The sequence below is a fragment of the Pseudomonas sp. LY-1 genome (assembly GCF_053502595.1).
Map to the genome: position 1 here is coordinate 3,661,377 of NZ_CP094353.1, position 20,060 is coordinate 3,681,436.

The following is a 20,060-nucleotide window of genomic DNA, read 5'->3' on the forward strand; positions in this document are numbered from 1 at the left end:
CCATGACGGGTTGGGTTGTACAGGCCCGCGCTAAGAAGATGAAACCTTGCCATTGATTCCAGGCAGAGGCTCGCTGGGCAAAGGTTCCTTGTGCAGGTACTTTTCGAACCAATCGCCGGTCAGCCTGGCTACGTCCGCCAGGGTGCCCGGCTCTTTGAAAAGGTGCGTCGCGCCTTTGACGACCTCCAGGCTTTGCGTGCAGTGCAACGCCCGACTGGTCCGCACATTCAAGCGCAGGATCATCGGGTCTTCCGCGCCCACCACTTGCAACGTCGGCGCTTTGACCTCGCACAACGCCTGGGCGGCCAGATCGGTGCGCCCGCCTCGACAGACCACCGCCCGCACACCACCCACGTGAGCCGCGGCGACCAGCACGGCGGCGGCGCCCGTACTGGCACCGAACAAGCCCATGGCAAGTCGGCGTAATTCAGCGTCTCGGGTGATCGCGTCGATGACCTTGACCAGTCGATCGGCGAGCAATGCAATATCGAAACGCAGCACACCGGTCAGGTTATCCCAGCGCTGCTCTGTCCTTGTCAGCAGGTCGATCACCAAGGTGCCCATCCCGTGGCGCGCCAGGTACTCCGCGATAAAATGGTTACGCGGGTTCGAATGACCGCCGCCACTGGCATGGACGAGAACGACCAGGCTTTCGGCGCCTCGCGGCAATCGCAGATCACCGGCCAATTCATAGCCGGTAAAGTTAAACTTTTTGTATTGAAGCTCAGATACTGCAACACCGCAGTGAGAGGCCATTAGTTGAATACCTTCGTATATAACCTTTTCGAGGGGCAAGGTACTTCAAGAGTGGCTTCATCTTTCTTTTTGATTGTTCGTCAGGTCGATAGATTGGGCACGAGCGCCTATCAGGTTAAAACCGAAAAAAGCCCGGCCTGCTCTGTTGGATACACGACGATGACCTGAAGCCTCTGGGGGGTAAACTGCGCTTTTCCGGCAAAGCGTACTTGATAAATATCAAACGCACGCCCATCCACGTTTCAAATCGGACATTTGACGTGCAATACACCACTCACCGACATGTCCACGGACAATCAGCCGTACAGTCGACGCAATAACCCAGGTAAAAGATGCGGCACTTCTTTGGCCAGTAACCCTGGGCCGAATTCGGCAGCGGCCACATCATGCAACCACACGCCCGCTGCCGCAGCCGGAAAGGCCGGCATGCCCTGGGTCCGCAGCCACCGAATAATGCCGCCCAACAGCTCGCCGGTGGCGGCCGAGGGCACACTGCAATGGATCACGGCGCGGCCATCGGGGCAGGCAATCACCGTGTCACTGCCGCGATGCACAACCACAGCCGAGCCGTGCTGGGCAGCGGCTCGAGTGCGGGTCAGTTTGTCGCCGACGAAGTCGAACATCCGCCGAAATTCGCTCTCGTGAAGGGTCAGCACCTGCGTGGCATCCGCCGCAACGACCGGTGGGTGCCCCGCGACGGTATCGAGACCGGCTCGCGGTAAGTCGGGCAGCCACAACCCAGGGTGATTCTCAAATGCCTGGGGGACGATGGCGTCGAGCACCGCTTCGGGCGTGCCAATATCGGCCACAATCACTTCTCCACACAGATCGCGCCCCGGTAACAGCAGATGCCCCGGCTTTTTGCGAAAAAACGTCACCGTCAGCACCGCCGCCACGGCGCCCAACGACTCACCGGTATCGCCCATCACTCCGCTGGGCGTGTCGACCGCGACAATCGGCACCGTGCCACGGCCAGCCGCAGCCAGGGTGTCCAACACCTGCCCCTCCAGCGCACGGGCGAGACCGGCGCCGAATACCGCGTCGACAATCAGCTCGGCCCCTTCAAGCACCGCGGGGCTCAGGGCTTGAACCTCGCCCGGCCAGCGCTGTGCATGTTGCCCGGCTTCGCCTTTCAGCGCGGCGCGACTGCCCCACATCGCCACCCGCACTGGCCAGCCCGCTTGCGCAAGCCGGTACGCGCAGACAAAACCATCGCCGCCGTTATTGCCCGGCCCGCAGAGCACCAGCAGCGGCCGGGGTGTCCAGCGCCGCTGGATTTCGCGTGCCACCGCCGCGCCGGCATTGCTCATCAACTCGAAAGACGACACGCCGGCAACCACCGAAAGCCGGTCGGCTTCCGCCATCTGGCGCACCGTCAGCAAGGCCGCCTGGCGCGCGCCGTTATCGAGGTCGGGGCTCAACGTGTTCATGCTTTTCACACTCTCGATCGCTACTGAAGTCACTCACCGCCTGCGCGGTGACGTCGCCCTGCTCGGTTACCCCAAGCCTCTGACCGCCTCGATCATCTTGACCAGGACGGCCTGTGCATCGCCGTACACCATGTTGCAGTTTTCCGCATAAAACAGCTGGTTCTGAATACCAGCATAGCCCTTGCCCTCCCCGCGCTTGACCACGTACACGTGATGAGCCTTGTCCACATCCAGGATCGGCATGCCGTAGATGGGCGAGGCTTTGTCGCTGCGCGCGGCGGGGTTGACCACGTCGTTTGCTCCGATCACCAACACCACATCGGTGTCGGCGAAATCGGTGTTGATGTCGTCCAACTGGAAGATCAGGTCGTAAGGCACGCCGGCCTCTGCCAGTAGCACGTCCATTTGTCCCGGCATACGCCCCGCCACCGGGTGGACCGCGAATCGCACAAGCACGCCGTGGGCCTGTAACAACTTCACGAACTCATAGAGCTTTTGTTGGCCCTGCGCCACGGCCAGGCCATAGCCGGGCACGATGATGACTTTATTGGCGTACCGCATGGCGACGCCGGCATCACTGGCCGCCGTCGGCTTGAGCTCACCCACGATCGCCGCGCCTTTGCGCACGGGTTGGCCACCAAATCGGGCAAACAACACATGCGCGACCGTGCGATTCATGGCCTTGGCCATCAGCAATGTGAGCAGCACGCCCGCGGCGCCGACCAGCATGCCGGCGATCATCATGGCCGGAACCTGCAACACAAACCCTTCCAGGCCGACCGCCAGGCCGGTGAAGGCATTGTAGATGGAGATGACCACCGGCATGTCGGCACCGCCGATGGGCAACGTCATCAGCACACCGAACAACAGCGCGCAGCCGAAGAACACTCCAATCAACCACAGCACGCCGTTCAACGAACCGTGTTCGGCGTGCATGACCACCATCAGCCAAGCGCCTACGCAAAGCGTCACCAGCATCAGCAAGGCGTTGATCAGTTGCAGGCCTTTCATGTGCAGTGGTTTGTTGATGCGGCCATCCAGCTTGGCCCAGGCAATCAAGGAGCCAGATAACGAAATCGCACCGATCAACGCGCCAAACAAAGTGCCGGCCAATGCCGAAAGGTCGAACACTCGGCCCCCGAACAACTCCATGGCGGCGATCGCGGCGGCAGCGCCCCCGCCCATGCCGTTGTATATCGCGACCATCTGCGGCATGGCAGTCATGGCCGCCTTGCGCCCGCTCCACCACGCTGCGCCACCGCCCAGCAGCAGCGCGACGAGCGCGAGGCTGACGTTGACAGGTAAATGTGGCCGGGCCGCCTCACTCACCGAAAATACGTAGAGAAAACTCACGATAACGGCGGCCGCCATGCCCCAACCGGCGACATGGATGCCACCGGCCGCCGTAACCGGCGAAGACATGCGCCACAACCCGAAAATCAGTAGAAAAGCGGCGAAGAAATACACCAGCCCTATCAGCCACTGCGACGTCATAATCAGCATGATCAAACCTCAAACCTTTTCAGGCTTCCGGGTGGCAGAGTGATGAGCTTTGCGCCGCTTGGGTTCCGGCGCGCTGGTCTGGAACATCGCCAGCATCCGGCCCGTGACGGCGTACCCGCCCGCGGCATTCCCCGCGCCCAGCAACACCGCGACAAAACCAGCCGCCTGTTCGGCCACGCTCGCCGCATCGAGCAGGCCGATAAGCCCGCCGATCACCACGATGCCATGGATAAAATTCGAGCCCGACATCAACGGCGTGTGCAGAATCGCCGGGACCCGCCCGATGATGACCCAGCCGGCGAACGCGGCGAGCATGAAGATATAAAGCCCGACGAAGCCAACACTGTTCATGAGGTCTTCTCCTGGGTTGCGGCATCCGCCGGGTTCAGCGAATGCATGAGTTTGCCGGCGTGGGTGAGTACCGTTTGCGCCAGAATCTGATCGTCCCAATCGATGCTGATGACGTTGTTCTTCAACATCAGCGCCAACAGGTTGAACTGATTTTTCGCATACAGCAGGCTGGCGTCCTGGCTCAAGGATGAGGGCAGATTCAACGGCGCCATCAGGGTTACCCGACCGATCGTGACGGTCTGTCCAGGCACGCAGCCTTCGCAGTTGCCGCCGCCTTCGGCGCCAAGATCGACGATCACCGCGCCAGGTTTCATCCCGGCAAGCTGTGCGGCACTGATCAGGCGCGGAGACGGCCGCCCCGGCACTGCCGCCGTGGTAATGACCAGGTCCGCCTGTTGGATATGCTCCGTCAGCACTTGAGCGACTTGGGTTTTCTCAGCCTCACTCAGCTCCCGTGCATAGCCGCCCTTGCCTCGCGCATCGACCCCGACATCGACAAACTCGGCCCCCAGGGACCGCGCCTGTTCCGCGGTTTCCGGGCGCACGTCGTAGCCCTCCACCACCGCGCCCAGGCGATGGGCAGTCGCGATCGCCTCCAGCCCCGCCACGCCCAACCCCAGGACCAATACCCGCGCCGGCCCCACGATACCCGCCGCGGTGGTGACTTTTGGCAGGATGCGAGACATCTGCACCGAGCCCAGTTGGACCGCATAGTACCCAGACAACGCCGATTGACTTGAAAGTGCATCCATCGACTGGGCCCGCGTGATGCGCGGCAGGCGCTCCATGGCAAAACACGTGATTTGGCGCTCCAGTAAACGTTGCACCAAGGCCGGATTCTTCTGCGCATACACAAAACACAGGAGTACCGACCCGGGCTTCATCTTGCCTACGACTTCCAGCGAAGGCGCCTGCACCGCGAGAAGCACATCAGCCTCATGCAGCCACTGTCCGCCGCTGGACACGAACAGCACATCCGAATAAGCAGCGTCCGGCAAAAAACTCGCTTCACCCGCCCCCGCCTGCATATGAAGCCTTGCCCCCAGCGCACATAACTTCGCGCAGAGGCCAGGCACGAGGGCCACACGTCGTTCGTGCGGGTGGGTTTCTTTCAGCACAGCCACATTGACGTACATCGCGCGCTCCGTTGAAGGCACCCGCGCATGGCCGGGCACCCGGAATGTAAACAGGACAAGGCTTCAGACCGGCGCCTGGGCCAACACGTAACGCACCAGTTTTTTATTCACGAACTGCTGGATACCCATGTCGCCCAGCTCGCGGCCATAGCCGGAGTCCTTGATGCCGCCAAAGGGCAACTCGGCATCGCTCCAACTGATGTTGTTGATGAACATCATCCCGGTCTCGACGCGACTTGCCACACGACGCCCCCTGTCCAGGTCACGTGTGAACACCGAGCCGCCAAGGCCAAAGTCGGAGTCGTTGGCCAGGGCAATCGCGGCGTCTTCGTCCTTGACGCGGAAAAACAGCGCCACCGGGCCGAAGAACTCATCCCGGAACGCCGGGTTTTCAGGGGCAATGTCAGTGAGAATGGTCGGCGTCATAAAGGCGCCGGGGCGATCGATACGTGTGCCCCCGAGCAGAACCTTCGCTCCGTGATCGGTCGCCGTGCGAACCTGCCCGAGCAACTGCACCAATGCCGCTTCCGAAGACAGCGGGCCCAGGGTCGTCGCTTCGTCCATGGGATCGCCGGGTTTCAGCGCCGCGAGCCCGGCCTGAAAGCCCTTCAGGAAGGCATCGGCGACCTTATCCACGACAATGAAGCGTTTTGCCGCGCAACAGGTCTGCCCGCAGTTGTACATCCGCCCCCAGATCGCCCATTTGACGGCCAGCTCCAGGTCGGCGTCTTCCAGCACAATGAATGCGTCGCTGCCGCCCAGCTCCATGGAAGACGGTTTCAGGTTCTGCCCGGCCCAGGCCGCCAGGCTGCGGCCCGCGGCGACACTGCCGGTCAGTGCAACCCCGCGAACACGCGGGTCATCGACCACCTGTCTGGACTGCTCATGGGAGATCGACAGGTTGGTATAAAGCCCGGCAGGCGCGCCGGCTTCGAGCAGGATTTGCTCGAAGGCCATCGCGCATTGAGGCACGCAACCGGCATGCTTGATCACCAGCACGTTGCCTGCCATCAAATGCGGACCGGCCACGCGAGCCAACTGATAGAACGGAAAGTTCCACGGTTCGACCCCGAAGATCACGCCGATGGGGCTGCTCTCCATGTGCGCCTCGCCTTGGCTCGGCTCCAGCGCTTGCGGGGCCAGGAAGCGTTCCGCGTTCTTGGCGTAGTACGCCATGATATCGGCGCTGAATTTGACTTCGCCTCGGGCCTCGTCGATGCGCTTGCCCATTTCCAGCGTGATCTTACGGGCCAGGGCATCGAAGCGCTGATGCATCAATTCACCGGCCTTCGCGATGATCGAGGCGCGCTGGGCATACGTTGTGTGTTTCCACGTCGCATAGCACTGCGCCGCAGCCGCCAGTTTGTGCTCCAGTTGCTCAGCCGTCAGCGTATCGAATTGTGCGAGCAACTCGCCGTTGTATGGATTGATCGTTGTATAAGCCATAACGGTTGCCTTCCCATGAGATTGAGTTAACCAACGTCAACCGGCTACCTTCAGCCGCCGTCCCCACGAACCGGCATTACGTTGGCCTGAATGCATTCAGCTGGCTAGCGTCGGAAACTACTTACGTCTGCCCCTTGAGCCCGGGCCAGGGCCTGAAGAGCGGGCACTCTAACGGTGCCGTCGGCGCACTTCGTTGGCGCAAAGCGCGGTGATGTGAACCGAAAGGCGGCCTGAACAAGGCGCTCAGCGTGAATGGCCTGCTCGCTCGCGATCAACCGAGCGGTTTAGAACCGTCGGGGCTCGGTAAATACTTACATAGATCAATTAAGCCGCCTTACAAACTGCATAGGATTACGCATCAGGCAATACGACTTTGCGTCTTGTCAGGAGGGGTAATCATGCAAGTCAAGCAATCCATGTCGGCAGATGTGTTGCCACGTCAGGCATCAGGCCCGGCATCGGCCTACTGTCCTCTCCCCGCTGAACGGTTGAGCGGCATCGATCAGAAACTTCGCCAGACCGCGCAATTGGTTTCACTCATCGTCGGGCAGCTTGAGGCCTGTGAATTCGACCCCGCGACACCGGCGCGCAGGGTGCTTGAACAATTGGATGCCACGCTGGAGAAATTGTTGAGTCGATTCGGGCTCGACCAACCCGCCCCCGCGACAGACTATGATCGCCACGCAGCGGTGGATTTCCCCATACAGGCCCTCTTCAAGGCATTGGCTCAAGACTTTTTGCCGTTGGCCGCCGCCCAGCGCCGCAACCTGCGGATCGTGCCGTGTTCGTCGTGGGTCAGGAGCCTTCCCGATTGCCTCAGGCAACTCTTGAGCGGTCTGCTTGCCAACATCATGGACAGTACCAGTACGCCACGCCTGACACTGGGCTGCAGGCGCCACTCGGAGTGGCTGAGCATCGAGCTGTGGTTCGCGGGCTGCAAAAGCCGCGACGACGCCTTGCGTATCGTATCGATGCCTGTCTATGAGGCTTCACTGCCGGGTGCCTGTGGCAAGCCTGCCCTTCGCTCGATAGCGGAGCTCAGCGCGATGCTGGGTTTACAGCTACAGGTCAAAACCGCTGACGAACGCGCGACACTGATCTCCATCAGCGCGCCGTTATCGCCGTCAGTCGTTCAGCCCGGCGCGCGCAGGCAACAGAACGCTCGAGCGCTGGGCATGGCTCGCACGTGCCTGCTGTTGATCGTGGAACCGGACGCCCTGCTAGGCGATATGCTCAGTTGCGGTTTGGGGGCGCTGGGCTATCGAACGGCAGCGGTGCGCGATAGCGTCGCCGCGTTGGAATGGATCGCGCGCTCGGGCATTGAACCGGACCTGATCTTGACCGAGCATGTGCTCGACCGGTCCTCGGACGGTGTCCAACTGGTGCAAAAGATTCGCGATCAATTCAGCCGAACCACACCCGCGGTCATATTGACCGCCGAGACGAAAAAGCAGGTTTCCCAGTCCGCCCTGACCGCCGACTGCATGCTCCTTCGCAAACCGGTGAGCCTGAACCTGCTGCGCGTCACCCTCGCCAGTGCATTGAGTACACACGCCGCAGTACACGCTGTTCACGCCATGCCCCCGTCGCGCCAACCCGTCATTTACGTGGTGGACGACGACGCCGCGCTGCGCAGCGACTTGCGCACGCTATTGGAGTCGGAAGGTTACCTGGTGCGCGACTACGGCACTGCCGAGCAGTTTCTCGACAGTTATACCGCTGACCAACCGGGCTGCCTGATCATTGATGCGCGCCGCTCGGGCATCAGCGGGCTTGAGACGGTGGCCCGTCTTAAAGCACAGGGCGACGAGTTGCCCGTTCTGATGATCAGTTGCAACAGCCGCGTTGCCGATGTCGTCGATGCGATGAAGGCTGGGGTATGCGACTTCATTGAAAAGCCGTTTCGTTATCAGCAGCTGTTAACCAGCGTGAAGAAAGCGTTGGCCAGCCAAGTCGCAACCGAGAGTTCCCAGGTCCTTCGCAAGGCTGCGATTGACCATATCAGCCACCTCACCGCACGGCAGCGCCAGATTCTGGCGATGGTGCTGGACGGTCATCCGAGCAAAAACATCGCTGCCAACCTGGGGATCAGTCAACGGACAGTGGAAAAGCACCGAGCGTCGATCATGAGCAGGACCGAAGCCAGGTCGATTCCCGAACTCGCCCGCATCGCCCTGGCAGCCGGCGAAAAAACACTCTCGGCGGCTACCAATGACAAACGCAACGGGCTCATCGGCGGGTAATCGCGGACGGTTATGTCGAACCCGGCGATTCAAGGCCGCTGGGCGATACCATCAGATTGTCGACAACCTTCTGCACACCCGCAGTGCCCGATGCCGTCAACCGCGCCATATCCCGCTCCGGGAGCGATCCGACAACGCCCGAGAGCGTGACTTCCCCACCCTCCACACGCACGTCGATAGCGTGGGCGTCGATGATCGCCTTGCGGCGAAACGCTGATTCGATATCGGTCTTGATGGTTTGCGCAGAGGCATGGGCCTTGACGACGATATCGTTACTGATCCCCTTGATCCCTTGCAGATAGCGCACTGCGTAGCCGGCCGTCTGGCGCTGATGCTCAGAATCCACTTCTCCGCTGAGCACCAGCCAGCCATCGGTCACGCTGACTTTGACGCGGTGGTCCGCCAGCGAGGTATTCCATTGCAATGCGGAAACGGCGGCCGCGACGAGATCACTGTCGGTCCGCACATGACTGGAAGGCAGCACGACATCGATCTGGTTGAGCAGATCCACGACACCGGCGACATGTGCGACCGCCTGTTCCGCGTGCCAGCGTTCGGCGTGACTGGCGACATTGCCGGAAAGCGTGACGATGCCATCGGACACTTGAACCAAAATCTGATCGGCTTTGAGTGCCAGGTCCCAATTCAGTTCTTCGATCACCTGTTGCCTAAGCTTTTCATCGGTATTCATAAAAAAGCTCCAGAATTTTTCAAAAGTCTCAATCAGCCAAAGCGTATCCGGTTGCGATGTTTTTCAGCAGGTCGGAAAGTACCCATCCTTGGCGCGGGAGCGGTGATTCAGGCGCGTTTTTTTGGCGCTAGACCGGCAAAGGCTGCGCGACCGCCGGCAGTTCGACACTGTCCCGATACTCCGGCACCGACACCGACCAGCCCAGTTCCTGGCTGATGCGCCGCCGCAGCACGTCCGAGGCGTTCGGCTCGCCATGTACGACGTAGGTGTGTTTCGGCGCACGCTTGAAGCCGCGCAGCCACTGCATGATTTCATCGGCATCGGCGTGTGCGGACAGGGTTTGCATCGGCACCACCTCGGCGTTGATCGGCACGTCCTGGCCGTGGATACGCACCGACGGCACACCCGCGACAATCTGCGCGCCACGTGTGCCGCCGGCCTGAAAGCCTGGCACCAACAGGGTGTTGAGCGGGTTGGGCGCCAGCGCCTTGAGGTGGTGCAGCACCCGCCCACCGGTGGCCATGCCACTGGCGGCAATGATGATCGCGGGGGTGCGCTGCTGGTCCAGGTCAATCGACTGTTGCACGGAACACACAAAGTGCGTGCCATCGCACATACCCTGGCAGTCCTCCAGCGACAGCCGATGCTCAGAGCGAAAACGCTGGTACAGGCGGGTGACCTCGGTGGCCATCGGGCTGTTGAGGTAGATCGGCAGGTCCGGGATCGCATGCTGTTGTTTGAGTCGATACAGGTGATACATCAGCAGTTGCGCGCGCCCCACCGCAAACGACGGCACCAGGGTGATGCCGCGCCGCAGCGCCGTGCGGTTGATCACGTCCGCCAGTTGCTGTTCGGGAGGCTCAGCGGGGTGTCGACGATCGCCGTAGGTGGATTCCACCAGCAGGTAATCGGTCTGCTCGATGGTTTCCGGGGCGAACATCAGGGGATCGTTTGGCCGCCCCAGGTCGCCGGAACACACCAGCGTGACGCCATCGGCGACGACTTCGACCGTCGCCGCGCCAAGAATATGCCCGGCGTCACGCAGCAGGATGGTCAAGCCCGGCGCGATCGCGACCCGGTGGTGCAGCTCGATCGGCCGCAGCAGCTTCAACGCGCGCTCGGCGTCCTGTTCGGTATAGAGCGGCAGCGCCGGGTCGTGCTTGGAGAAACCATGCCGGTTGGCGAATTCGGCCTCTTCTTCCTGCAGGCGGCCACTGTCGCGCAGGAGGATTTTCGCCAGCTCGCAGGTGGCCGGCGTGGCATACACCGGCCCGCGATAGCCGTTGCGCACCAGTACCGGCAGGTAGCCGCTGTGGTCCAGGTGGGCGTGGGTCAACACGATGGCGTGCAGGTCTTGAACCGGCAGCTGGAACGTGTCCCAGTTGTGCAGGCGCAATTGCTTATAGCCCTGGAACAGGCCGCAATCGATCAGTACGTGCAGGTCGCGATGCTCCAGCAAGTACTTGCTGCCGGTGACCGTACCGGCCGCCCCGAGAAATGTCATACGCATGGCTATGTCCTTGAGGTCTCATGGGATCGGTGGTTTCAGTCAACCCAGGGTGATGGCTTGACGATCATCAAACTGCAGGAGGTGCGGTTCAGCACACTCTCGGCGGTGCTGCCGATCAGTCGGTCAAGCTTGTCGCGATAGACCGTGCCAAGCACCACCACGTCGAATGCATTGCGCCGGGCAAACAAGCTGATCACTTTGTGCGGAATGCCGGTCAGCACATGTTGGCGTTCCTGCTCGACCCCATAGCGTTCGGCGAGCACATCGAAGGCTTCCACCTGCGCGTCATTGACCGCCTCGCCCAAACTGCTATCCAGGCTTTGGGTCGGCACGCTCGTGGGGGTATCGCCCACCACCGACCAGTTGCTGACATTGAGCAGGTGCAGATGGGCATCACACACATGCGCCAATGTCGAAGCCAGTTCGAGCACGCGCTCGTTCAGCCCGTATGTGAGTTCTTCGAGGTGCGACAGGTCAATGGCCGCGAGTACTTTCAACGGTTTGGGGTGCCTGGCGTCGGTGACCAGGTGCAGGCAGGCCGGACAATCGCGCAACAACAGCCAATCCAGGGGTTGATGGAAGGTCCGGTCAAGGGCCGAGACATGCTGGACGTCCTTGATCACCAGGTCGGCGTGAAAGTCGTTCACATACGCCAGCACGTGCGCCAGGTTGGGTTTGGCCCACACCACTTCACAGCTGACCGCCAGCCCCGCACGCCGTTGAACGCGCATTTGCTGCTCCAGCCAGTGGCGGTGGACCTGCAGGTAGCCTTCCCTGGCCCGGGCCATCGCGTCATGGTCAAACAGGCCGGCCACCTCCAGCGATGCGACATAATCAAACGCCACAATGTGCAACAACGCGCCGGTTGCAATGGCCAGTGCCTGGGCCCGGTCAAAGGCCGGGGTGCGTGTCATCTCCGAGGGTGCAATCAATAAAATACGTTTGAGTGGCAGCATTAGATACCTCGGCCTGGGCGCATGTAATCACCTGACTGCAACCCGACGTCCTAGCGAGCAGCGTGGCGCCCTGTTGTTGTGACTGAAAACCGTCGGTCAAGTATCTGGCGCCATAGGGCGCGCGCTCTGATCTTTGTCAACTAATGGCTGGCTTTCACACAATGAGTGAATCACTCAGGCCTTGTTGATATAGCTCAATGATTTTCCGTGGTTCGAGCGTAGAAACCAGTGACTGGCCACTCTCGGCCCGTCATCAGCCACGAATTCGATTGAGGACACCATCATGAGCGACTTGAGTTTGCGCAAAGCCATTATGGAAGAGCTTGAATTCCAACCGCAGATCGATGCAGCCAGCATCGGTGTTGCCGTGGAAAACGGCGTTGTCACGCTCACCGGACATGTCAGTAGCTATGAACAGAAGGTCTGCGCCGAGCGCGCGGTAAAAGGCATCAAAGGCGTGCGCGCAGTCGCCGAGGAGATCCAGGTGCGCCTGCACAAAGGCGCCGGAACCGCGGACGACACCATCGCCTCCCGCGCCCTGAGCATCATCAACTGGAGCGCCGACGTACCGGCGAATGCGGTTAAGGTCATCGTTCAGAACGGCTGGATCACCCTCGAAGGCCAAGTCGACTGGCAGTACCAGAAGGAAACCGTAGAGAAGGCGGTGCGCAAGCTGTCCGGCGTGCTTGGGGTGGATAATCGGCTGACCCTGAGCCCGCGGGTAGACATCGTCGATATCCGCAAACGCATCGAAGATGCGCTCAAACGCAATGCTGAAGTGGACGCCAAGGACATTCATGTCAGGGTCGACGGTGATGTGGTTCGGCTCGACGGCAAGGTTCACCTGTGGCGCGAGCGCAAGCTCGTAGAACGGGCGGCCTGGTCGGTGCCGGGCGTCACGCGGGTGGAAGATCACCTGCTGCTCGCCTGAGGTGATGCATGCTCCAGTGCGCCGACTGGGGCATTCAACGTTTGTGTCTGCCTTGCGTGCCCTTTTTTGAGTCAAGGTCATGAAAAAGAACCATCAGTGGAACCTGTCTTACTTTCTGACCGCGTTTGTCGTGTTCACCGTTGTGCAGTTTCTATGGACGGAACACCGCGTGGTGCAAAACATCCCGTACAGTCAGTTTCTGCAGTTGCTGAACGAGCAGAAAGTCAGCGACCTGCAGGTCGAGAAAGACCAGATCAGCGGCAAGCTGCAAGTACCGATCGACGGCCATAACCTGTTCACGACGGTGCGGGTCGACCCGACGTTGGCCACCAGCCTGGCGCAGTCGGGCGCGAGCTTCACCGGGGTCACTGACAATACCTTTTTAAGCGGCCTGCTGGGTTGGCTGCTGCCTTTTATGCTGATCATGGTGGTCTGGCACTTTTTGTTTCGCGGCGTCGCGGAAAAACAGGGCCTGGGCGGGCTGATGAACATCGGCAAGTCCCGGGCCAAGGTGTTTGTCCAGCGCGACACCGGGATCACCTTCGCGGATGTCGCCGGCATCGACGAAGCCAAGGCCGAACTGGTGGAGATCGTCTCGTTCCTCAAGGACAAGGCCAAGTACGCACGGCTGGGCGCGCATATTCCCAAAGGCACGCTGCTGGTCGGTCCGCCGGGCACCGGCAAGACCCTGGTGGCCAAAGCCATCGCCGGCGAAGCCGGGGTGCCGTTTTTCTCGATCTCGGGCTCGGAATTCGTCGAGATGTTTGTCGGCGTCGGCGCTGCGCGGGTCCACGATCTGTTCGAACAGGCGCGCCAAGCGGCGCCGTGCATCATTTTCATCGATGAACTGGATGCCCTGGGCAAGATGCGTGGCGTCGGTGTAATGGGCGGCAATGACGAAAAGGAACAGACTCTCAACCAGCTGCTGGCCGAACTGGACGGCTTCGATCCCCGCGAGGGCGTGGTGCTGCTCGCTGCGACCAATCGCCCGGAGATTCTCGACCCGGCGCTGCTGCGCGCCGGCCGGATCGACCGCCAGGTGTTGATCGATCGCCCTGACCGCAAGGGGCGGCAGGCGATTCTCAAGGTCCACCTGCAGAAAATCACCGTGGACAAGGCCCTCGACAGCGAGCGCATTGCCGACATCACCACCGGTTTCACCGGCGCCGACCTGGCGAACCTGGTCAACGAAGCGGCGATTGTCGCCACCCGCCGTGGCGCCGACACGGTCGGCCTGGACGACTTCACCGCGGCCGTGGAACGCCTGATCGCGGGCATCGAACGCAAGAGCAGCGTGCTGCGCCCCGAAGAACGCCAGGTGGTGGCGTACCACGAGATGGGCCATGCACTGGCGGCGAGCCACCTGCCGGCCATGGACCCGGTACACAAGGTGTCCATCGTGCCGCGCGCCATTGGCTCGTTGGGCTACACGCTGCAGCGCCCGACGGAGGACCACTTCCTGATCAGTTACCAGATGCTCAAAGACCGCATCGTCGTGCTGATGGCCGGCCGCGCCGCCGAATTTCTGATATATGCTCAGACGTCCACCGGGGCCGCCGATGACCTGGCCCGTGCGACCGATATCGCGCGGCAGTTGGTGACCCGCTTCGGCATGAGCGCCGAACTGGGGCAGTCGGTGCTGGAGCGACAAAACATGACCTACCTGGGTGAGCAGATGCAGAGTACGGGGCAGAAAGATTATTCGGAACAGACCGCCAGGGAAGTCGACCTGTGTATACGCGCCCTGCTCGACGAGGCCTACGCCCGCGCCAAGAGCTTACTCCAGGCGCATCGCGCCGACCTGGAGGCCGGCGCGCGCCTGTTGATGGAAAAGGAAAGCCTGACCCCAGAGGACTTCCCCGCGCTGCTGCCAATGAAACCCGTGCCGGTCGCCGCAGGTTGAGCGTCGCCCTGAAACCACGCACTGAGGCTCGCCATGCTGGCCGTCACGCTGATTAATACGCTGGTGGTCATCATCGCCGTGGTCATTCATTACGAATGCCTGTTGCGCCTGAACGACTGGTTGCCGCGGCTCAAGGTCTGGAGCCGCTTCAGGATGGTCATCGGGGTCTTCGGTGCCCTGCTCGCCCACGCGATCGAAGTCTGGTGCTTCGCCCTGGTCTATTACCTGATGACACGCGACGGCGAGTGGGGCCGCCTGTCGGGCCAGTTCGATGGCTCGTTCATGGACTGCGTGTACTTTTCCTTCACGACCTACACCACCATCGGTTTCGGCGACATCACCCCCATGGGCCACATCAAGTTCCTGACCGGCCTGCAAGCGCTGACCGGTCTGGTGCTGATCACGTGGACGGCGTCCTTTCTGTTCCTGGAAATGCAGAAGTACTGGAAGAACAAGTAGCCCCTAGCCGGCCGGGGTCCATTGCCAGTTCAGCACCTCGGGCAGGTCTTCGCCGTGTTCGATCAGGTACAGCTTGTGTTTCTCCATCATCGCCCAGTAGCGCGCCTGCGCGGTGTGGCGTTGTTCGTGCAGCCGGGGCACGCGCTCGATGACGTCCAACGCCAACCGGTAGCGATCCAGGTTGTTGATCACCGCCATATCGAACGGGGTGGTGGTGGCGCCCTCCTCGATGAAGCCGCGCACATGGAAGTTGTCGTGATTGGTGCGCTTGTACAGCAGCCGATGCACCAGCGCCGGGTAGCCGTGGAAGGCAAAGATCACCGGTTTGTCGGTGGTGAACAACTCATCGAAGGCGGCATCCGCCAGGCCATGGGGATGCTGCGATGACGACTGCAGCACCATCAGGTCCACCACATTGATGACCCTGACCCGCAGATCCGGCACGTATTCGCGCAGCAATGTCACGGCGGCCAGGGTTTCCAGGGTCGGTACGTCGCCGGCGCAGGCCATGACCACGTCCGGCTCCTGATCATCGCGGCAGGCCCAGTCCCAGCGGCCGATGCCCGCCAGGCAATGACGCACGGCCGCGTCGATATCCAGCCACTGCCACTCCGGCTGCTTGCCCACCACGATGACATTGATGTAATTGCGGCTGCGCAGGCAGTGATCCGCCACCGACAGCAGGCAGTTGGCATCCGGCGGCAGGTAGATGCGCGCCACGTCGGACTTCTTGTTCGCCACCAGGTCGATGAAGCCGGGGTCTTGATGAGAGAACCCGTTGTGGTCCTGGCGCCAGACATGGGACGTCAGTAGCAGGTTGAGAGACGCCAGCGGCTTGCGCCAGGGCACGTCGGCCGCAGTTTTCAGCCACTTGGCATGCTGGTTGACCATCGAATCGACGATATGGATGAACGCTTCGTAACACGACAGCAGGCCATGACGCCCGGTGAGCAGGTAGCCTTCGAGCCAGCCCTCACACACGTGTTCGCTGAGAATCTCCATGACCCGGCCATCCGCCGCCAGGTTCACGTCGTCGGCCTCCAACGGGTCCATCCAGGCCTTGGCGCTGACCTCGTACACGGCGTCCAGGCGATTGGAGGCGGTTTCATCCGGGCCGAACAGGCGGAAGTTGGCGGCGCCCTGTGCGTTTTTCATCACGTCGCGCAAAAAGCTGCCCAATACCCGGGTCGCCTCGGCACGCAGGCAACCGGGGGCCGGCAGGGCTACCGCGTAGTCGGTAAAGCATGGCAAGTCGAGCGTGCGTAATACCAGCCCGCCGTTGGCGTGCGGGTTGGCGCTCATGCGGCGGTGCCCGGTGGGCGCCAGCGCGGCGATTTCCGGGAGCAAGGCGCCGTCGGCATCGAACAGTTCGTCGGGACGGTAGCTGTTCAGCCATTCCGCCAGTTGCTGCACATGCCCCGGCGCCTGAAAGTTGGCCAACGGCACTTGGTGTGCGCGCCAGGTGCCTTCGACCCGACAGCCATCGACAAATTTCGGCCCGGTCCAGCCTTTGGGCGTGCGCAATACCAGCACCGGCCACAGCTGGCGCTCCGGCGTCTCGGCCCGCCGGGGCTGGCGCGCCGCGTGCTGAATCTCGCGGATTTTCAGCAGCATGGTGTGAAGGGTGCGGGCAAGCTCCTGATGCACCTGCGCCGGGTCATCGCCTTCGACGAAGTACGCATCGTAACCATAGCCATACAACAGCGCCGACAGTTCATCTTCGCTGATCCTGGACAGGACCGTGGGGTTGGCGATCTTGTAGCCGTTGAGGTGCAGGATCGGCAGCACTGCCCCATCGCGCGCGGGGTTGATGAATTTGTTGGAGTGCCAGCTGGCGGCCAGCGGGCCGGTTTCGGTCTCGCCGTCGCCGATCACGCAGGCGACGATCAGGTCCGGGTTATCGAAGACCGCGCCGTAGGCGTGCGCCAGGCAGTAACCCAGCTCGCCGCCTTCATGGATCGAGCCCGGGATCTGCGCCGAAACGTGGCTGGAAATCCCATAGGGCCAGGAAAACTGCCGAAACAGCCGCAGCAGGCCATTGGCATTGCGCTCCACCGAGGGATAACACTCGGTGTAGGTGCCTTCCAGGTAGGTCTGCGCGACCACCGCCGGCCCGCCATGCCCGGGGCCGGCGACAAAGAGCATGTTCAAGTCGTACTGGTTGATCAGTCGATTGAGGTGCGTATAGAGCAGATTCAGCCCCGGCGTGGTGCCCCAATGCCCCAACAGGCGCGGTTTGATGTGCGCCAGGGTCAAGGGTGTCTTTAACAACGGGTTGCTCTTGAGGTAGATCTGCCCGACCGCCAGGTAATTGGACGCCCGCCAATACGCGTCCAGCCCGTCCAGCTCCTCTGCACTCAAAAAATCGCTCATACACCCCTCCGTCAAGGCTCGACCCGTGGATTGTCGTTCGTCGATTCTGGGTGCCTCAACTGCGCGAGGCTTGATGTATATCAAGTCTTAAAGCCGGCGCTGAAGCTCAATTGAAACAGGAACTCGGGATATTGAGTAAAAGCGCCGGCAGCGCATTTTCCTCGTTCTCTCTATCACTCAGGCACATGCCTGGACGGAGCGCATGCATGAATTCCTATCACCTGCGTTTAGTCGGTCGCTCGACGGTGCTACCGCACACCTCTTGCCCCAGACCGGTAATCCCCCCCAAAACGGCATGTTCCGGTTGCGGCGTGTCGGCATGCAGCTTGCCAATCGGTCTCGATAGTCCTGACGTGTCCCACTTGGATGCATTGGTGGTGCAACGCTTCAAGGTCAAAAAAGGCGCAGCTTTATTCCGTACCGGCGACCCCTTGCGTTCGCTGTATACGGTTCGCACCGGCTCGTTCAAGACTGGCATCGTGTCTGTCGATGGGCGTGAACAAGTGACCGGCTTTCAACTCTCCGGCGATATGCTCGGCCTGGACGCCATCAGTGACGATGCACACGCCTGCACGGCGGTCGCCCTTGAGGACAGTGAGGTCTGCCCCATCCACTTCGCCCATCTGGAGAGCCTGGCGCGTAACCTTCCGTCGCTGCAGCACAACCTCACGCGGCTGCTGAGCCGTGAAATCGTGCAGGATCACACCCTGCTGATGCTGATGGGCAACATGAGTTCGGATGAACGCCTGGCCGCGTTCCTGCTGAACCTGTCGCAACGCTTCAGCTCCCGCGGGTATTCGGCCAGGCACTTTGTGCTGAAAATGCGCCGTGAGGAAATCGGTTCCTACCTGGGCTTGCGCCTGGAAACCATCTGCCGCGGCATCGCGCACCTGCGCGACCAGGGGTTGGCGCAGATCGTCGGCCGCAACGTCACGATCCTGGACCTGGAAGGTCTCAAGCGCCTGGTCGCGGGCTGCCGCCGACCGATCTAGCATTACCGCCCGAACACCTGGAGATTCGTCATGCGTGCGATGGTTCTGCACACCCCCGGCCAGCCGCTGCAACTGGAGCAGCGCCCGATCCCGACACCCGGAAGCGGGCAGCTGTTGATCAAGGTCCTGGCCTGTGGCGTGTGCCGCACCGACCTGCACCTGGTCGACGGCGAGTTGCCGCAAGCGCAACTGCCACGGGTGCCAGGCCATGAAATCGTCGGTGAAGTGACGGCCGTGGGCGCCACGGTCGGGGCTGACTGGATCGGCCGCCGCGTCGGGGTGCCGTGGCTCGGCTGGACCTGCGGCGAGTGCGCCTTCTGTCGATCGGGCCGGGAAAACCTCTGCGATCAGGCGCTGTTCACCGGCTGCAATCTGGACGGCGGCTACGCTGAATACACGGTGGCGGACGAACGCTTCTGCCTGCCGATTCCCGACACACTGTCGGACGTTCAAGCCGCGCCCCTGTTGTGTGCCGGCCTGATCGGCTTTCGCGCCTTGCAAATGGCCGCGGACGCCGCCCACCTGGGGCTTTACGGCTTCGGTGCGGCCGCCCATCTGGCGATCCAGGTGGCGCTGGGCCGCGGGCAACAGGTGTACGCGTTCACCCGCCCGGGTGACAGCGCAGGTCAGGCCTATGCACGCTCATTGGGCGCCGTGTGGGCCGGGCCTTCGGACCAACTGCCGCCGCACCTGCTGGATGCCAGCCTGATATTCGCCCCGGTCGGAGCGCTTGTACCGCTGGCATTGGCCGCCACCGTCAAGGGCGGCTGTGTGATTTGCGCCGGGATTCACATGAGCGATATTCCGGCCTTCCCCTATCGACTGCTATGGGGCGAACGCAGCGTGCGTTCAGTGGCGAACCTGACCCGACAGGACGGCACGGCGTTCTTTCAAACCGTGCAGCACACGCCGATCCACTGCGACATCACCCGCTTCGCCCTGGAAGACGCCAATCAGGCACTGGCGCACCTGCGCAGCGGGCAGTTCAACGGCGCGATCGTGCTGACCCCATAACACGCAGCAGCGGCTATTTGCGGGTCGCGCTGGTCAGCATATGGATCGCTCTCTCGTTGGCTTCGTCGGCGGTGCGCTGGGCCTGGTTGGCCAGCGCCATCGCCTGCTCCGCCTTGAGGTAGGCTTCGTCAGCGCGCAGGCGCGCCGTGGCGGCATTGTTTTCTGCGGAGTCCAGGCGAGCCTCAAGCTCCTTGACATGTTGACTGCACCCGGCGGACGTTGCCAATACCAGCGCCAACAGTGAAACGGACAGGTAGCGGTTCATGGTGTTTCCCCTCGATTCATCGCGGTAAGAAATCAACAACGCACATTTTCAGTATCCGGCGTGGGCCCGCCGTGCCTCTGACCTTTGTCAATAAAGGATCA

General features: G+C 61.8%; 17 protein-coding genes. 6 read left to right on the top strand and 11 right to left on the bottom strand.

Features of this window, described 5'->3' with window-relative positions; translation table 11 throughout:
* Positions 1 to 30: 30 nt before the first annotated feature.
* The 6 genes from MOQ67_RS16690 to MOQ67_RS16715 all read right to left on the bottom strand — a co-directional run bounded on the left by MOQ67_RS16690 (position 31) and on the right by MOQ67_RS16715 (position 6,622).
* Positions 31 to 756: a dienelactone hydrolase family protein gene (locus MOQ67_RS16690; protein ID WP_017845769.1), complete on the bottom strand. Its 726-nt coding sequence runs from the start codon at positions 754 to 756 to the stop codon at positions 31 to 33.
* Positions 757 to 1,052: 296 nt separating this feature from the next.
* Positions 1,053 to 2,186 (bottom strand): NAD(P)H-hydrate epimerase, encoded by a 1,134-nt coding sequence (locus tag MOQ67_RS16695; protein ID WP_046484224.1) that lies wholly within the window; start codon positions 2,184 to 2,186, stop codon positions 1,053 to 1,055.
* A 66-nt stretch (positions 2,187 to 2,252) separates the two neighbouring features.
* Positions 2,253 to 3,689, bottom strand: coding sequence for an NAD(P)(+) transhydrogenase (Re/Si-specific) subunit beta (locus MOQ67_RS16700; RefSeq protein WP_017845767.1), 1,437 nt, complete (start codon positions 3,687 to 3,689; stop codon positions 2,253 to 2,255).
* Positions 3,690 to 3,698: 9 nt separating this feature from the next.
* Complete coding sequence (locus MOQ67_RS16705; protein WP_017845766.1) at positions 3,699 to 4,040, bottom strand: NAD(P) transhydrogenase subunit alpha; 342 nt, start codon at positions 4,038 to 4,040, stop codon at positions 3,699 to 3,701.
* Positions 4,037 to 5,176: an NAD(P) transhydrogenase subunit alpha gene (locus tag MOQ67_RS16710; RefSeq protein ID WP_017845765.1), complete on the bottom strand. Its 1,140-nt coding sequence runs from the start codon at positions 5,174 to 5,176 to the stop codon at positions 4,037 to 4,039. Before MOQ67_RS16710 ends, MOQ67_RS16705 begins: the two co-directional genes overlap by 4 nt.
* 63 nt (positions 5,177 to 5,239) lie before the next feature.
* Entirely contained in the window at positions 5,240 to 6,622 is a 1,383-nt protein-coding gene (locus MOQ67_RS16715; RefSeq protein ID WP_017845764.1) for an NAD-dependent succinate-semialdehyde dehydrogenase, read from the bottom strand.
* Positions 6,623 to 7,020: 398 nt separating this feature from the next.
* On the opposite strand from MOQ67_RS16715, the gene MOQ67_RS16720 reads away from it, so the two are divergent.
* Positions 7,021 to 8,865 carry a response regulator gene (locus MOQ67_RS16720; protein WP_448675527.1) on the top strand — a complete coding sequence of 615 codons (1,845 nt, stop codon included), beginning with the start codon at positions 7,021 to 7,023 and terminating at the stop codon, positions 8,863 to 8,865.
* Positions 8,866 to 8,875: 10 nt separating this feature from the next.
* Here the strand turns inward: MOQ67_RS16720 and MOQ67_RS16725 are convergent, their stop codons facing one another.
* From MOQ67_RS16725 to MOQ67_RS16735, 3 genes are all read right to left on the bottom strand, one after another.
* Complete coding sequence (locus tag MOQ67_RS16725; RefSeq protein ID WP_017845762.1) at positions 8,876 to 9,556, bottom strand: BON domain-containing protein; 681 nt, start codon at positions 9,554 to 9,556, stop codon at positions 8,876 to 8,878.
* Positions 9,557 to 9,683: 127 nt separating this feature from the next.
* A complete protein-coding gene (locus MOQ67_RS16730) occupies positions 9,684 to 11,066 on the bottom strand; it encodes an MBL fold metallo-hydrolase RNA specificity domain-containing protein (RefSeq protein ID WP_046383383.1) in 1,383 nt (460 codons plus the stop codon).
* Between the two features lie 35 nt (positions 11,067 to 11,101).
* Positions 11,102 to 12,022 (bottom strand): universal stress protein, encoded by a 921-nt coding sequence (locus tag MOQ67_RS16735; protein WP_017845760.1) that lies wholly within the window; start codon positions 12,020 to 12,022, stop codon positions 11,102 to 11,104.
* A gap of 283 nt (positions 12,023 to 12,305) precedes the next feature.
* Here MOQ67_RS16735 and MOQ67_RS16740 point away from each other — a divergent pair, with 283 nt between their 5' ends.
* The 3 genes from MOQ67_RS16740 (at position 12,306) to MOQ67_RS16750 (ending at position 15,315) form a co-directional block, all read left to right on the top strand.
* Positions 12,306 to 12,953 (top strand): BON domain-containing protein, encoded by a 648-nt coding sequence (locus MOQ67_RS16740; RefSeq protein ID WP_017845759.1) that lies wholly within the window; start codon positions 12,306 to 12,308, stop codon positions 12,951 to 12,953.
* Positions 12,954 to 13,032: 79 nt separating this feature from the next.
* Positions 13,033 to 14,856, top strand: a complete 1,824-nt coding sequence (gene ftsH, locus MOQ67_RS16745; protein WP_198717896.1) for an ATP-dependent zinc metalloprotease FtsH — start codon at positions 13,033 to 13,035, stop codon at positions 14,854 to 14,856.
* A 33-nt stretch (positions 14,857 to 14,889) separates the two neighbouring features.
* On the top strand, positions 14,890 to 15,315 hold the full coding sequence (locus MOQ67_RS16750; protein ID WP_017845757.1) for a potassium channel family protein: 426 nt from the start codon (positions 14,890 to 14,892) through the stop codon (positions 15,313 to 15,315).
* Positions 15,316 to 15,318: 3 nt separating this feature from the next.
* Here the strand turns inward: MOQ67_RS16750 and MOQ67_RS16755 are convergent, their stop codons facing one another.
* Entirely contained in the window at positions 15,319 to 17,688 is a 2,370-nt protein-coding gene (locus MOQ67_RS16755; protein ID WP_198717897.1) for a phosphoketolase family protein, read from the bottom strand.
* Positions 17,689 to 18,050: 362 nt separating this feature from the next.
* Between MOQ67_RS16755 and MOQ67_RS16760 the strand changes: the two genes are divergently transcribed.
* Together MOQ67_RS16760 and MOQ67_RS16765 are read left to right on the top strand one after the other, a co-directional pair.
* Positions 18,051 to 18,680 carry a helix-turn-helix domain-containing protein gene (locus MOQ67_RS16760; RefSeq protein ID WP_017845755.1) on the top strand — a complete coding sequence of 210 codons (630 nt, stop codon included), beginning with the start codon at positions 18,051 to 18,053 and terminating at the stop codon, positions 18,678 to 18,680.
* Positions 18,681 to 18,710: 30 nt separating this feature from the next.
* Positions 18,711 to 19,694, top strand: a complete 984-nt coding sequence (locus MOQ67_RS16765) for a zinc-dependent alcohol dehydrogenase family protein (protein ID WP_046484211.1) — start codon at positions 18,711 to 18,713, stop codon at positions 19,692 to 19,694.
* Between the two features lie 13 nt (positions 19,695 to 19,707).
* On the opposite strand, the gene MOQ67_RS16770 is transcribed toward MOQ67_RS16765, so the two are convergent.
* A complete protein-coding gene (locus tag MOQ67_RS16770; RefSeq protein WP_017845753.1) occupies positions 19,708 to 19,959 on the bottom strand; it encodes an Lpp/OprI family alanine-zipper lipoprotein in 252 nt (83 codons plus the stop codon).
* Positions 19,960 to 20,060: the final 101 nt, after the last annotated feature.